The following is a 15,174-nucleotide window of genomic DNA, read 5'->3' as shown; positions in this document are numbered from 1 at the left end:
GGAGGTAAGCTCCTTGAGGAGAATGCTATCTTCACAATGGTAATGTGCAGGTATTTTTTTTATTATTGAACGGCAATGGTTCATTTGCAATTAAGCCTGTAGTAAAGCGGGAAATGTGTTAAATAGTGTCTTGTCTCATGAAGCGTGTGAAATGCTGATGATCTTTGGAGACCATCAGCAAAGAAATAATCAGGCTGCGCTGTCTACCAGCACCAGTTCCGCGTCCTCTACTGCGTGGACAGTGATGCGGTCCTCATCATGGATCGCCACACCGTCGCGGGCAGCAGCGGCCACACCGTTTACCGTGATCGCGCCCTTTGCCGAGACCAGATAAAGATAACGCTCCTTACTGGTCTCATAAGTGACGCTTTCGCCCCTCTTCAGGGTCGCGCCCAGCACGCGGGCATCGGCGCCGATCCAGAGCGCCTCACCATCGCCTTCCTTGCCAGACGCCAGCGTGATGAACTGACCGGCGCGATCGTCCTTCGGGAAGGGACGGGAACCCCAGCGCGGCTTGTGACCACGCGCCGTCGGCATGATCCAGATCTGGAACAGGGTGGTCGGTTCATCCTCACGGTTATATTCCGCGTGGGTGATGCCGGTGCCTGCGGACATGACCTGCACGTCGCCGGCTTCCGTCCGTCCCTTGTTGCCGAGGCTGTCCTCGTGCGTGATGGCCCCTGTCCGGACATAGGTGATGATTTCCATGTCACGGTGCGGATGAGGCGGGAAGCCGGTATTTCCGGCGATGACGTCATCGTTCCAGACCCGCAGCGCACCCCAGTGAACGCGCTCGGGGTCATGATAGCTGGCGAAAGAGAAGTGATGGTGAGCATCCAGCCACCCATGGTTGGCGGCGCCCAGTCCGGCGAATGGTCTGACTTCGATCATGGTCAACTCTCCCTTTCCGAGGAGTGGGAGGCGTCACCGGTTGGTGCGCCTGTCTGCAACAGGACATGGCGCTTTATGGCGCTTTCTCAAAGAGAAGGGATGGAAAGAGATCGTTTCCGAAAGTGAGGCGTCAGGTCGTCAGGCGCCGCGAAAGGTTTTCCACACGGACAGGGCACGCTCCCGCGCGAGTTTATGCTCAATGATGGGGTGAGGATAGTTGCGTCCCAGAACCACGCCGCACCCTTTCAGTGTTTCCTGATCCGCAGCCCATGGCGCATGGATCATACCCGCCGGGACGCGATGAAGTTCCGGCACCCAGCGACGGATATACTCGCCGTCCGCGTCGAATTTCTCGGACTGCAGAACAGGGTTCATGATGCGGAAGAACGGCGCGGCATCGACGCCGGTGCCGGCGTTCCACTGCCAGTTCATCGGGTTGCTGGCCGGGTCATGGTCCACCAGCGTGTCCGCGAACCAGCGTTCGCCTTCCCGCCAGTCAAGTAACAGATGTTTCACCAGAAAGGACGCCACGACCATGCGAACGCGGTTGTGCGTCCAGCCGGTATGCCAGAGTTCACGCATTCCGGCATCAACAAGCGGATAGCCGGTGCGGCCACTCTGCCAGGCTTTCAGACCTTTGGGGTCGGTGCGCCACGGCAGCGCATCGAATTCCGGTCGGAGTGACCGGGTTGCGACGTTTGCCTGCTCGAACAGGATCGACCAGGCAAACTCCCGCCATCCCAGCTCGGCGAGGAATTTGTCCCTGTTCTGGGCGGGTGCATCCGCCTGCATGGCGGCGTGCCAGAGTTGGGCGGGCGTGACATGACCAAAGCGCAGGTAAGGCGAAAGTCGGGAACAGGCTTCGGCGGCTGGATAGTCACGCTCCTCGCTGTAGCCGCGAAGAGTATCTTCGACAAAAAGCGAGAGATGCTCGTGCGCGGCTTTCTCGCCCGGTTTCCATGTTTCCCGAAAACCAGTGGCCCAGTCCGGCGCTACTGGCAGAAGGCCAAACTCATCCTGATTCAGGCAGTGAAACTGGTCTGTTTTCGGAAGAGGAGCGAATGTCAGTGTGTCTGGAGCAGGGAGGGAAGGACGCGGGTCTCCATATTTGCGGGCAGCTCGCCAGAACGGAGTGAAGACCTGAAATGGTTTGTCCGCCTGTGTCCTGATGGTCCACGGTTCATGAAGGAGTGCGCCGGGGAAACTGTGCGCTTCTGTTCCTGTGGATTTCAGTTGGGTTTTGATGGTCGTGTCTATGGCGCGGCCTGCCGGATCGTAGCGACGGTTCCAGTGCACGCTGGCGGCTTTGCAGGCTTTCGCGAGCGCCGGAACAATGTCTTCCGCCTTGCCGCGCAGGACATGCAGCCGTCCCCCTTTTTCCTGCAGGGCAGCCTCCAGAGCACGGATGGCCCCATCGCGCCACCAGTCATGGGCGGCTCCCTGCCGGGGTTCTGGCTCGAGAATGGTGATGCACAGGATCGGCGCGCCGTCTCTGGCTGCGGCGGAAAGCGCAGCATTGTCGGAGAGGCGGAAGTCTTCACGAAACCAGACGATGACGGGGGCGATGGACATGACGTTTGGCTATCGTTGTTAAAGACGTGAGTCGAGGACGGTCTCCTGCCGATGCTGGCGACCGGTCACCGGGCGGTTGGCGCGTGATAGAAGGGAAAATGCAGCGGCGGACAGATCGCATTCGGTCCCAGATAGACCAAACCCGGTTGCCAGAGGTCCGGCTGACGTTTCATTCGCCTGATTGTCATCCGGAAATAGGCTCTTCCAGAGTTCCACGCAGAGCAGCAGCGACACCGGGCATGGTGATATAACGCTTCGTCCTGTCTGCACCGTTTTGTTGAGGCTATTTGCCTGTGCGTCTCCTGCTACAACAGAATCCTGCCGCAGGAAGTGTCAGTCAATTCATTTAAACGGCACAGGCGGTGAACAACGACGCTCCCTCATCGGACAGAAGCGGGACGGCTGTTTTTGGGCAGGGTCATGGTCAGGAAAAAACCAGCCGCGCAGAACGCTGCCGCCACCACAAACAGTGTCGGGAAGCCCCAGACGGGAATGATCATCCCCAGCCCCGGACCGGACGCCCCGATGGCGAGATCCAGAAACACGGAAAACCCACCCAGCGCCACGCCACGATTTTCCGCGCCCAGCCGCTCGATGGCCAGCACTCCCAAAGCCGGGAAAACCAGTGAAAACCCCACGCCTGTCAGGGCTGCCCCCACATTGGCCAGAATGGGAGATGGACCGCCTGCGATGATCAGCAGACCGAGCGTTTCCACCGCCATGGAGATTAACGCCACTCTTTCTCCGCCGATTTTCCTGATCATGGATGAGAAAACAAATCGCGTCAGGACGAAGAAACCTCCGAAGACGGCAAGCGCAATCGCCGCACCGCTCCAGTTCTGATTATTGAAATAGAGCGTCAGGCAGGAAACGATCGCACCAAACCCGACCGAGCCTGCTCCAAGCGCAAAGCCATATGGCATGATGGCGCGGAAAATGGTGGCGAAACCGGGTTTCGGGCCAGTCTGTGGAGCCGGACGGGTGGTTTCCTGTCGGAGGGCGTGTGGAATGCAGACTGCAAACAGGAGCGTTGACAGAAGCCCCACGCCCGCAAGACCGCCAAACATTGCGTGCGACGAAAAGATCATGGCCGCGATCGGCGCACCAAGAGCAATGCCGCCATAGGAGCACACGCCGTTCCATGAAATGACAGCCGCCGCATTCTCTGGGCCCGCCCTTTGCATGTTCCAGATGATGACGCCGACCGCCACCCAGCTTTCGCTAAAGCCGAGAAGGACACGTCCGAAGAGGAGCAGACCAAGGGACAGCGGTGTTTCCGACGCGCACAGCGCCGATGCGGCAAGCATGACGCCGGAAAAAGCACCGACAGCCAGACCGGTGGTGACCACGGGGCGGGCGCCGTTGGTGTCGAGCCGGTTTCCTGCCCAGGTTCTGGTCGCCAGCGTCGCCAGATACTGCGCGGAGACCGCAAATCCCGCGAGAGCCGCGCTGTATCCCAGTGTGAGATGCACGAAAAGCGGCACGACCGCCATCTGAAGGCCGATCACCGTGTAGCAGGCCAGTGTGAACAGCAGGACGGGATAGGTGCGTGCGATTACGGATGAAGAATGAGGAGAAGAGGAGATCATGCAGCATCCGGTGACAGTGGTCAGGGCAGTCAATGCAGGGGCAGGGGTTTCTGCGTGAGAGCAGGCGGTCTAGCCTGCAACGTCTGGGAAACAGGGACGTTTCAGACGCCTCGACATGAATTTCCACCCCAGAAGGGAGGTAATCCGTCATGACGACCATGCCGTCAGCAGAGAATATCAATCAGTTTACAGATACACCCGATGATGGAGGATATGTCACGCTTTCCTCCCGCATCGCCTATGAGAATCCGTGGACACGAGTGCGTGAGGACATCATTCGTCGACCGAACGGGAAGGATGGTCTTTACGGGGTTGTCGAGCGCGGAGACTTCGTCGTCATCATGCCTGTGGGCGGCGAGGGCAGCGGGAGGACCGTGACGCTCATCCAGCAGTTTCGCTATCCGGTGCAGCGCCGGATGTGGGAGTTTCCCATGGGGATGTGGGAGACGAAGCCCGACGCCGATCCGGACGCCGTCGCCGCCGGAGAGCTTCGGGAAGAAACCGGCCTGTCCGCCGCACGGATGCAGCATGTCGGCGTTGTCTACCAGGGCGCGGGCTATTCAACCCAGCGCGGCCATGTCTACCTCGCGACCGACCTGACGGCGGGGGAAAGCGCGCTTGAGGAAACGGAGCAGGATATTACCTGCCACACGCTTCCGCTGGCCGAATTCGAGCGGATGGTCCGGGATAATGAAATCACCTGCATGGTGACGCTCGCCGCATTCGCCATGGTCCGCTCTCACGGACTGGTCTGAACAGACGCCGGGCCATACGGGGACGTGTCCGTATGGCTGGACTGTCGGCAAAGCAGTACTCTGACAATAAGGAATTGACAGAGACTTGTCTTCCACAGTCTGTAGCAATGTCAGAATTCAAGACCTGTCTCCCACCGTTCCGGATACGCAGCGGTAAAAGACACGCCGCTGAGGGCAAAGGGAGTCCGGGGCATGCCGCACGACATGGATGAGGCCGTTTCTCCAGAGGCGTTGCCGAAAGCAGGGCCACAGCCTTCAGCCGACCCTGAGAATGGAGCAACACGCGCAACCCTTCCTCCATCCGTTCTGGTGAGTGAACCCGATGAGGAAGCTGCGGCGGAACGCGCCCAGCAGGCCCGTATGCATGAAGCGGTGCGACGCGCGCGGCTGAGCGTCAATCAGGTCTGCCTGATCATCCTGACCGTTCTGGCCATGCTCTACACCCTGAAACTCGCCGCCTCGATCGTGCTGCCGATGGTGATGGCCGTGGTGACGAACCTGATGCTGGTGACACCGATGCGCGTCATCTCGCACTGGGTGAAGCTGCCCCGGCCAATCATCGCATTCCTGCTGATCGGCAGCGTATTCGGAGGGTTCGCAGCGGTTGGAATGGCTGTTTCGGTGCCTGCCGCCGGGTGGCTCTCACAGTTGCCGCAGGAGATCACCCTCGTTCAGTCGCACCTGGCCATTCTGAATGATCCTCTCCATTTTCTGGAAAGCACCGGCCAGAGAATACAGAAGCTGCTGGGCGTGCCGACCGATCCACATGCGCCGGGTGTCGCGTCCGGCATCATGCCGCTTGGTTCGTCGCTTCTGCTCGGTACCCAGGCGTTCATGGGGCAGCTTTTCACCTTCTTCATCATGCTGTTCTTTCTGCTCGCGCAGGGAGACAGCCTGTTGCGGCGTTTTGTCGAGATCATGCCGACCTTCAACGACAAGCGTCGCGCCGTTCAGATTTCGTCGCACATCGAGCGGAACATTTCGCTCTATCTGGCGACCATCACCATGATGAATGTGTTCGTGGGAATCGCCAACACACTCCAGTGCTGGATGCTGGGCATGCCGACGCCCCTGTTGTGGGGGGTGGTGGCGTTCGCGCTGAACTACATCCCCATCATCGGGCCGTTCACCGGCATGATCATCTATTTCTGTGTGGGTCTTCTGACCTTCCCGACCGCTGTGCAGGCGCTGCTGCCTCCAGCAGTTTACCTTTGCATTCACCTGCTCGAAGGCGAGACCATTACCCCAATGTTGCTGGCCCGGCGTTTTACGCTGAATCCGGTGCTGGTGATGGCGTCCCTGCTGTTCTGGGACTGGATGTGGGGCATTGCAGGCGCGTTTCTGTCCGTGCCGATGCTGGCCGTGTTCAAGATCATCTGCGATCACGTCGATTATCTGACACCCATTGGCCACATGATCGGCGGACCGGGCGCCATGCCCGACAGACATGATCATGACCTTCATCACGCAGGCGCTGAACGGCATCCCGGAGCCCGCGTCAGCTCATAAGACGAAGCATCAGCGGAGTTTTTGTCAGGACGAGAAGCCCTGAGGGGTCAGCGTTTCTGTTGTTTTCGATACGCTCCGGGACGGTCCTCTTCTGGAAGGCCACACCCCGAAGCGCTGGTTCTGACGACCGATAAACGATCCCGGAACGCCGGCTTACGTGGGATCGACGAAGAAAGCGGGCAGAGCTTCTCCGGCTGCAATCAACTGGTCGATACGGTCGCAGGCAGCCAGAGCTTCGGAGATGGTCACATCCATATCGAGATATCTGTAGGTTCCGAGACGCCCCATGAAAGAGATGTTCTTTTCCGTTCTGGCCAGCTCGATATAGCTTTCCAGCATGCGTTTTTCATGGACCTGACGGATGGGATAGTAGGGAATGTCCTTCTCCCCGGCCAGTCGGCTGTATTCCTTGAAGCAGACCGTGTGTGAGAACCTGTCGGCTTCCCACGGCGCGAAATGCTTGTGTTCCGAGATGCGCGTAAAGGGGACTGACTGGTCGCAGTAATTGATGACGGCTGTGCCCTGATAGTCGCCTTCATCCTCGATCCGCTCGAAATCCAGCGTCCGATAGCCCAGTCGTCCAAGCTTGAATCCAAAATAACGGTCAATCGGACCGGTATAGAAAACATGGTCGAATTCTTCAGCGACCGCCTCAAAGGAGGCGCCAAGCCGGACTTCAATACGGTCATTTTTCAGAATATTTTCGATAATAGCCGTATAACCATCCTCGGGCATGCCCTGATACGGATGGTTGAAGTAATTGTCGTCATAGTTGAAGCGGAGAGGCAGGCGCTTCAGAATGGACGCCGGCAGTTCCGTCGGCTCCATGCCCCACTGCTTGCAGGTATAGCCGTGAAAAAAGGCCCGATACAGGTCCGGCCCGATCATGGACAGCGCCTGTTCTTCAAAATTCTGCGGATCAGTGATGGATTTGTCCGCTTTTGCCTCAATGAAAGCCCGTGCTTCTTTCGGGCTGAGGGTCGTACCGAAAAACTGGTTGATCGTCAGGAGATTGACAGGAAGCGTATAGACCTTGCCCTGTGAAATCGCCTTGACCCGGTTCACATACGGACGGAATTTTCCGAACTGGTTGATGTAGTCCCATGCCCGCTGATCGGCTGTGTGGAAGATGTGCGGGCCATAACGGTGCACCATGATGCCGGTCGCGGCGTCGCGCTCCGTGTGGCAGTTGCCGCCAGCATGAGGGCGTTCATCCAGCAGAATCACCTCGTGGCCTTTCCGGGCCAGATGACGGGCGACAATGGCGCCACTGAAACCCGCTCCGACGATGCAGACTTTCATATATCACAACTCAAATTTCTGTTTCGGGTCATATGCGCCAAAGACTCTGTCGCATATTTTATCAAAGTCTCTACACGCCCTGTTTTGTGGGAGTAAAGTTTATAATTTCATAATGCAGATTCACTGTATTTCGAAATTCAAGCCAGTCTCATGCGCATTAAAGGCGCAGCCTGTGATGGTGCAGGCAAATAGCATTCGAACCCGCATGATGAATGCCGCAGGGATCTCTCGCGGTCTCTCCGTGAAAGCGGTCCACTCCTGATCGTCCCGGATTTTCCGAAGTGCCGATCCCGGTTTGCACCGGACTGCGGTTGATAGTAACCCGGCGGCTTCCGTCAGCCCGCCCGAGGACTCCTGAACCCCCATGATCCGTCTCGACAATATCAGCAAGCACAACGGCAAGCGTGTCATCTTCATCGAGGCGTCTGCTTCACTCCAGAAAGGTGAAAAGATCGGCCTCGTCGGCCCCAATGGCGCGGGCAAGACAACCCTGTTCCGCCTCATCACCAAACAGGAAGAGCCTGACGAGGGAACTGTCGTCACGGACAAGGGGCTGACCATCGGGTTCTTCAGTCAGGACGTCGGCGAAATGGAAGGCCGAAGCGCCGTCGCCGAAGTCATGGACGGCGTGGGCGAAGTTTCCACCGTGGCGGCGGAACTGGCCAGACTGGAACTGGCTCTGGCTGATCCCGAGCAGATGGATCAGATGGACGCCATTCTGGAGCGCTTCGGGGAAGTGCAGGCGCGTTTTGAGGAACTGGGTGGCTACGCGCTGGACGGAAAGGCGCGCGAGGTGCTGGACGGCCTCGGATTCAGTCAGGAAATGATGGACGGCGATGTCGGCAAGCTGTCCGGCGGGTGGAAGATGCGCGTCGCTCTGGCGCGCATCCTGCTCATGCGCCCCGACGCCATGCTTCTTGACGAACCGAGCAACCATCTCGACCTCGAAAGTCTGATCTGGCTCGAACAGTTCCTTGCGAACTACGATGGCGCCTTGCTCATGACTTCGCATGACCGCGCCTTTATGAACCGCATCATCAACAAGGTCATCGAGATTGACGGCGGCAACCTGACCAGCTTCTCGGGCGACTACGAATTTTACGAACAGCAGCGCGCCCAGAACGAAAAGCAGCAGCAGGCCCAGTTCGAGCGTCAGCAGGCCATGCTCGCCAAGGAAATCGCCTTTATCGACCGCTTCAAGGCCCGCGCCTCCCATGCGGCGCAGGTCCAGAGTCGTGTGAAGAAACTGGACAAGATCGACCGTGTCGAGCCACCGAAGCGCCGCCAGACCCTATCTTTCGAATTTCCACCCGCACCCCGTTCAGGCGATGTCGTTGCGACCCTGAAAGGCGTGGACAAGAAATACGGCAGCAAGGTGATCTATGAAGGTCTCGACCTGATGATCCGTCGTCAGGAGCGGTGCTGCGTTCTTGGTGTGAACGGCGCGGGTAAGTCCACACTGCTGAAACTCGTCACTGGCACGACGGAACCGGACGCCGGCACGGTCACGATCGGCGGCAGTGTGAAGATGGGGTACTTCGCCCAGCACGCCATGGATCTGCTCGATGGCGACCGCACGATCTTCGAGACGCTGGAGGACAGTTTCCCGCTCGCCAATCAGGGCGCGCTTCGGGCACTGGCTGGTGGCTTCGGTTTTTCCGGCGACGATATCGACAAGCCCTGCCGTGTTCTGTCAGGCGGCGAGAAGGCGCGCCTTGTGCTGGCGCTGATGCTGTTCGATCCACCGAATTTCCTTGTCCTCGATGAGCCGACCAACCATCTTGATATCGGCACAAAGGAAATGCTCATCAATGCCCTGTCGAAATATGAAGGCACCATGCTGTTCGTCTCGCATGACCGGCACTTCCTCGCGGCGCTTTCCAACAGGGTGCTGGAACTGACGCCGGAAGGTCTCCATCCCTATGATGGTGGCTATTCGGAATATGTCGCCCGCACAGGCCGGGAAGCGCCCGGTCTGCACGCATAAGGATGAATTATACCAACGGTTTTATGGACTGCCCCTGATTCTGGAGAGGTTTCGGGGGCACGGCCCCGAATCCCGCCAAAGGCGGTGTCTTTGGAAACCGGTTTTGTTGTTCATCAATTGAGATCAGGGGGCTGTGCCTCCTTGCGGGTGCGGACAGAGCCCGCAAACGATCAATCCATAGCGTTGTTGATATTACTCCCGCCGCAACACCTTGTCCGTGACGAACGACGCCAGCTTACCCGCAACGAAATCACGCTTGAGGGCGACTTCGTCATAGTGATGTTCGACCCACTCCAGAAACGGAATGCGACCTTCGGCTTCCGTGCGATAACGCCAGAAGAAGGCATCCAGAATGCCGGTTCGGGAACTGTTGAAATGCCCGAAGCGCCATGACAGCTGGCGAAGCGCGTCATCAGTCGTGCCGCCCTCGAACATCACCACAAGACCAGAGGCAAGCCCCGCACGATCCGCGCCGGACTTGCAGTGCATCAGCATCGGGAACTCAAGCGAGCGATAGAGCGACGCAAACCGCAGGATGCGATCGCGGTGTGGCGCGCCCCGGCTCTCAAACGCCATATCCACATGGATCAGTCCCTGCTGTTTCGCCGCGTTACGTGACAGCGCATCGGAGCCGCATTTCCGGTGGCCACGCAGATTGACCAGCGTTTTCAGGTGGAAGCGACGTTTGGCGGCGGCGAGACGGGCAGGGGTCGGATGGTTGCAGCGATAGACCTTGCCGGGAACGACCGTGTGGAAATTGGTCCAGATGAGCCTGAAAACAGCATGATCCACGAACAGGCTGTCCATCCAGGCTTTGCGACGGCCGCTCGGCGAGGCCAGACTTCCTTCGAACACAAGGGTGCTCCTGTTTGTTGGGGGTCGGAGTATAGGCAGAGTGCTGCCTCTCTCCAAACTGGTCTGCTGAGCGGTCGCTGATGACATTCCATCAACGGTTGCCGGAATTCCGGCTAATGCGAAAAAGGTTCATAATTACAGGCTCTGTGGCAAACCCCGATATGGTTCCGTGACGATCGCATCGAGGATCGAATGTCTACCTGACGGCGCGAGAGAAAGGGATTCCGGGCGCTGTGAAGCGATTGAGGAGGCAATACAGGAAGGTTCAGGATGTCTTGAAACCGGTCAGTACCCTGCCTGCCGGTGCTGTGAACTCCCAGAACACGCCATCCTCTTCATAGCGAAAGGTGACATTGGCGCCCTCTATTCCGCGTGGATTGCGCTCGATCACCGCAGCACCGAAGCCTTTTGACAAAGGTTCTGTAACCGGGGGGCCGCCATGCTCCTTCCATTGCAGCCGGAACAGTGCGTCATCGCCAGTCTCGTCAACGCCCCATGTGACGGTGACTGTGCCGGTCGCATTGGAAAACGCGCCGTAATGCGTTGCATTTGTCGCCAGTTCATGGATGGCCAATCCTATTTTTTCCACGGCTTCCGAGCGTAAACGGAGATGAGGCGCGCCGTTGATGCGGAGCCGGTTGAGCCATGTCTCGCCAGTTGACGCTGTCTGCGTCGTCACGACATCCTCAATTGGGGCGCCGGTCCATTGTTCCCTCACCAGCAGGTCCAGACTGCGGGCAATGGCTGTAATGCGCTGATCGAGCGCAGTCACAAACTGCGCGCGCGGGTCCGGAACAGTGCGTCTGAGCATGGCCCGCACCACCGTCAGCATATTGCGGGAGCGGTGCGTGACCTCACGCAGAAGCATGCCGATCCGAGCTTCGTTCTCCTTTACTTCCGTCACATCACGAGAGACACAGAGGATTGCTTCCACAGTGCCATTCAGGTTGAGTAGCGGGGTCAGGACATTATCCCAGTAACGCGGTGGCTGGCCCGGTATCTGGCTGAGACCGCCAAATCTCGCACTCTCTCCGCTTCTGGCTTCTTCCAGTGCTTTTTCACCGGCCTCCCATGCTTCCTGAGGGAGAAGGGCAATCCACTTCATGCCGAAACCCGAATTCGGATCGACATTCAGCGCGACACAACCCGCTTCATTCATATGAGCCAGCGAGCCGTCGGTATTGATCACCTTGATGCAGTCTGAACTGACATTGAGCATGGCCATGCGCATGCGGGCATTATGGCTGGTTTTCTGCTCACGCAGCTTCTGCTCATGAACATCGGTCAATATGTGAAACCAGAACAGAACCCTGTTGTTGCCATCCTTGTGCGGGACGGCGCGAAACAGGAACCACCGACCGGCGTGCTGCGGGCTAGGGGCTGCGCTGCCGCTCAGGCGGCATTCAGTCATCTGCTGATGACTGGTGTCCAGGGAGAGACGGATAGCCTGTGCGATCTTTCCCCGGTCTTCGACAATTACCCAGTCAATCCAGGAGGCGGATGCAAAATTAGGCTCCGGTCCATTCGCGTGGTCGCGCCATGCCTTGTTGAAATAATCATTCCGCCCTTCCGGGCTGATCACACTGATCAGATCGGGAAGAAGGTCGAGAGTGACATGCGCTGAGGGCGGAATGACAGCTGAGGCGATGTCCATTGCGGTCCCGGATGGTCAGAAAAATCTGCACGTGCTGTCTCAGTGCCGGACAAAGACTGGATTTCTCATAAAATATACACTTCATGAAACACCGGGCGAGCTTTTTTTGTCAAAATATGGAAAAACCCGATACAGAAAATGGTGATCAAAACCGGCATGCAGCATGCAGTCATCAGGGATCGGGAGCGTTTTCAGATCGGCTCTCTGGAAATACCTGTTTGCTGAGCGGCGCGCTTCCTGTCATGGAGGCCCGATGACTGGAACGCGCCCCTTCGAGATATTTCTGGCAACCATTCCCGGACTGGAAACCGTCCTGTGCGATGAAGTGCGCCTTAAAGGTTTCAAACGCCCCGCCGCCGTTCCCGGGGGCGTCACGATTATGGGGGGGTGGCCGGAGGTCTGGCGGGCCAATCTCTGGATCCGTGGAGCAAGCCGGGTTCTGGCGCGGATCGACAGTTTTCACGTGACGCATCTGGCGCATCTCGATCAGCGTATCCGCCGCGCGCCCTGGGCCGATGTGCTGCGTCCGGACATTCCGTTTCGTGTCGAGGCGGCCTGCACGACATCGAAAATCTATCACGAGGGAGCCGTCTCCGAACGTATCACCCGCGCCATCCGTGAAACACTGGGAGCGCCGGAGGCGGAGGAGGGCGGTGTTCTGGTGCGGGCGCGCATTGAACGGGATGTCTGCACCATCAGTATCGATACGTCCGGCGTTCTTCTTCATAGGCGCGGTCACAAGGAGGCCGTCAACCGGGCTCCCATGCGCGAGACCATGGCCTCCCTTTTCCTGCGGCAATGCGGCTACTCAGGTAACGAGCCCGTTGTGGACCCCATGTGCGGCTCAGGCACGTTTCTGCTGGAAGCGGCTGAAATCGCTGCCCGCCTCAATCCGGGACGCTCCCGTCACTTCGCTTTTGAGGAACTCGCGACGTTTGATCCCGAGGCATGGGAACAGATGCGTTCGGTAAAGAGCGGACGCACGCCTTCTGTCCGGTTTTACGGCAGTGATCGGGATGCCGGCGCTATCACCATGAGCCTCGCCAATCTGGAGCGGGCAGGCGTCAGTGAGTATGTGACGCTTCAGCAGGCGACGATCAGTGAACTCCAGCCACCGGAGGGACCGCCCGGTCTGGTGATCGCCAACCCGCCCTATGGAACACGCATCGGTGACAGGAAAGCGTTGATCCCTCTTTATCGCGCCTTTGGCCAGACCCTGATGAGCCGGTTTTCGGGCTGGCGCGTGGGGATCGTCACGACGGAAACAGCGCTGGCTCACGCCGCCGGACTGCCGTTTCTGCCGACAACCGCACCTGTCCCTCATGGTGGACTGCGTGTGACGCTGTTTCACACGGCCCCGCTTCCCTGAGCGACCTTTTTTGAAGCCTTTCTACTATCGGGAGCATGGCCCGGACTTGTGCGAAAGGCGCGTGTTTGCCATGCCTGCCTTCACGACGGCGCACCCTGCGTCTGACAGCAACGGAGAGTGTGCGAGATGAGTGAAGCCCTGAAATGCCCGGAATGCGGATCGGAGCATGTGTATCAGGACGGTCCTCTCTGGATCTGCCCGGAATGCGCTCATGAGTGGACCGGCAGCGCCCCGGAGGCCGGTGAGGCAGGTGAGCGTGTGATCCACGACGCCAACGGTAATGTGCTGGCGGATGGCGATACGGTCAGCGTCATCAAGGACCTCAAGATCAAGGGTTCCTCGCAGGTTGTAAAAGGCGGCACCAAGGTCAAGGGAATCCGCCTTGTCGATGGCGCGGACGGCCACGACATTGCCTGCAAGATCCCCGGTTTTGGCGCGATGAACCTGAAATCCGAGTTTGTGAAGAAAGTCTGATTTCCAGAAGGCGCGTGTCCATCTGATGAATTGACGAAACGGGCCGGTTTAGAGAGCCTTTCGCGAGGGCTGGAAAAGCGAGGAAAGACGGTATCCCAGCCGGTTGGCCGGTCTTTCCACTTTTTCGTACAGAAAATGACTTAGCGGCAGCGCGATCAGCAGGGTCAGGCAGAAAACCATAGCTTCCCGCACAGGCATCGAAAACGCGGGAAGGATGGGGGCAAGCAGTCGTCCTGCAATGGCGATGATCAGAAAATGCACGAGATACAGGCTGAATGAGATATCACCCAGCCAGAGGAGCGCCCTGTGTGTAAGCAGGTTCGCTATCCTGCCATTGCGCGCCAGTCCGAACAGCACAAAACCCGCGCAGATTGCTTCCGGAATCGTCAGTTTAGGGTCGTTGAAAACAGCCCCCAGCGTCTCGGGTTCGGTGAGAAGCGTCGTGGGAAGCGACGCGCCCACGGCAGCGAGCAGTATCCCGAATGAAGTGAGTATGATGGTTGTGTTCTGCCATCCTCGATACGCGATGACTCCCACCACGAAACTGAAGCCATAAATGAAGGGAAGACCCTTGCCTCCTGACGGCGCACAGATGGACAGGGCCAGAGTCAACAGCACGACGGGAAGGAAAATCCGGCTTTCATTTCGGCTGGCCACCCACAGAAAAGGGAAAAAGACAGCAGCAATCAGTTCAACCGCGACGGTCCAGTTCTGGGGCACCAATGCGCCGGAAATCGAGAAAAGACATTTGGTCAGCAGCGCGGGCGACAGGGGTATGTCATGGGGGAGAAGTCCTTCCATCGACGGATCGTTTCCTGCCAGAGGCCAGGCGGCAAAAGGTGTCCGCGTGAAAAGCGCTGAAAGCAGCGTGATGGCCATCAGAGCAGGCAGAATGCGAAAGACGCGACGTGTCCAGAATGTCAGAACGGTTGGTAACGAAAAACTCTGCCCCACGAGGGAATGTGTCAGGACAAATCCGCTGAGAACGAAAAAAAGCGTGACAGCAGCCGGGGAGTTGAAAAGAAAAAAGATGATGACCGTGGCGGAATGGCTCGACAGAGGGTAGCAGGCCATAACGTGCCTCAGCACCACGACAAGCGCCGCCAGTCCACGGACGGACTGAAGGGCGTCAAAGCGCACGTTTTTCATCGCTGCGTGTGAGGTGAAAATCGTGATGATGAAAGCTGCATTTCTGTTTTCGCGCCCTGTTCGTTGGA

At 58.3% G+C, this 15,174-nt stretch carries 12 protein-coding genes; 5 read left to right on the top strand and 7 right to left on the bottom strand.

Going from position 1 to position 15,174, the window contains the following annotated elements; translation table 11 throughout:
- Positions 1-189: 189 nt before the first annotated feature.
- From A0U92_RS13610 to A0U92_RS13595, 3 genes are all read right to left on the bottom strand, one after another.
- Positions 190-891 carry a pirin family protein gene (locus tag A0U92_RS13610; protein ID WP_077813671.1) on the bottom strand — a complete coding sequence of 234 codons (702 nt, stop codon included), beginning with the start codon at positions 889-891 and terminating at the stop codon, positions 190-192.
- Between the two features lie 138 nt (positions 892-1,029).
- The gene (locus A0U92_RS13605; RefSeq protein WP_077813670.1) at positions 1,030-2,463 is read right to left on the bottom strand and encodes a cryptochrome/photolyase family protein; all 1,434 of its coding nucleotides are present in this window, start codon (positions 2,461-2,463) and stop codon (positions 1,030-1,032) included.
- Positions 2,464-2,843: 380 nt separating this feature from the next.
- Positions 2,844-4,052, bottom strand: a complete 1,209-nt coding sequence (locus A0U92_RS13595) for an MFS transporter (RefSeq protein WP_077813668.1) — start codon at positions 4,050-4,052, stop codon at positions 2,844-2,846.
- 149 nt (positions 4,053-4,201) lie between these two features.
- Here A0U92_RS13595 and A0U92_RS13590 point away from each other — a divergent pair, with 149 nt between their 5' ends.
- Positions 4,202-4,807, top strand: a complete 606-nt coding sequence (locus tag A0U92_RS13590; RefSeq protein ID WP_077813667.1) for an NUDIX domain-containing protein — start codon at positions 4,202-4,204, stop codon at positions 4,805-4,807.
- 192 nt (positions 4,808-4,999) lie between these two features.
- Positions 5,000-6,316: an AI-2E family transporter gene (locus A0U92_RS13585; RefSeq protein WP_077813666.1), complete on the top strand. Its 1,317-nt coding sequence runs from the start codon at positions 5,000-5,002 to the stop codon at positions 6,314-6,316.
- 153 nt (positions 6,317-6,469) lie between these two features.
- Here A0U92_RS13585 and glf read toward each other — a convergent pair whose 3' ends face one another.
- Complete coding sequence (gene glf / locus A0U92_RS13580) at positions 6,470-7,618, bottom strand: UDP-galactopyranose mutase (RefSeq protein WP_077813665.1); 1,149 nt, start codon at positions 7,616-7,618, stop codon at positions 6,470-6,472.
- A gap of 364 nt (positions 7,619-7,982) precedes the next feature.
- On the opposite strand from glf, the gene A0U92_RS13570 reads away from it, so the two are divergent.
- A complete protein-coding gene (locus A0U92_RS13570) occupies positions 7,983-9,605 on the top strand; it encodes an ABC-F family ATP-binding cassette domain-containing protein (RefSeq protein ID WP_077813663.1) in 1,623 nt (540 codons plus the stop codon).
- Between the two features lie 192 nt (positions 9,606-9,797).
- Here A0U92_RS13570 and A0U92_RS13565 read toward each other — a convergent pair whose 3' ends face one another.
- A complete protein-coding gene (locus tag A0U92_RS13565) occupies positions 9,798-10,460 on the bottom strand; it encodes a protein-tyrosine phosphatase family protein (protein WP_077813662.1) in 663 nt (220 codons plus the stop codon).
- A gap of 265 nt (positions 10,461-10,725) precedes the next feature.
- A complete protein-coding gene (locus A0U92_RS13560) occupies positions 10,726-12,114 on the bottom strand; it encodes a sensor histidine kinase (protein ID WP_077813661.1) in 1,389 nt (462 codons plus the stop codon).
- Between the two features lie 253 nt (positions 12,115-12,367).
- Here A0U92_RS13560 and A0U92_RS13555 point away from each other — a divergent pair, with 253 nt between their 5' ends.
- Positions 12,368-13,483, top strand: coding sequence for a THUMP domain-containing class I SAM-dependent RNA methyltransferase (locus A0U92_RS13555; RefSeq protein WP_077814466.1), 1,116 nt, complete (start codon positions 12,368-12,370; stop codon positions 13,481-13,483).
- Positions 13,484-13,609: 126 nt separating this feature from the next.
- Positions 13,610-13,957: a zinc ribbon domain-containing protein YjdM gene (locus tag A0U92_RS13550; RefSeq protein ID WP_077813660.1), complete on the top strand. Its 348-nt coding sequence runs from the start codon at positions 13,610-13,612 to the stop codon at positions 13,955-13,957.
- A 48-nt stretch (positions 13,958-14,005) separates the two neighbouring features.
- On the opposite strand, the gene A0U92_RS13545 is transcribed toward A0U92_RS13550, so the two are convergent.
- Positions 14,006-15,106, bottom strand: a complete 1,101-nt coding sequence (locus tag A0U92_RS13545) for an acyltransferase family protein (RefSeq protein WP_077813659.1) — start codon at positions 15,104-15,106, stop codon at positions 14,006-14,008.
- Positions 15,107-15,174: the final 68 nt, after the last annotated feature.

The organism is Acetobacter aceti (assembly GCF_002005445.1).
Taxonomy (GTDB): domain Bacteria; phylum Pseudomonadota; class Alphaproteobacteria; order Acetobacterales; family Acetobacteraceae; genus Acetobacter; species Acetobacter aceti_B.
Note: the sequence above shows the minus strand (reverse complement) of the source record. Positions and strands in the feature narration are given on the sequence as shown.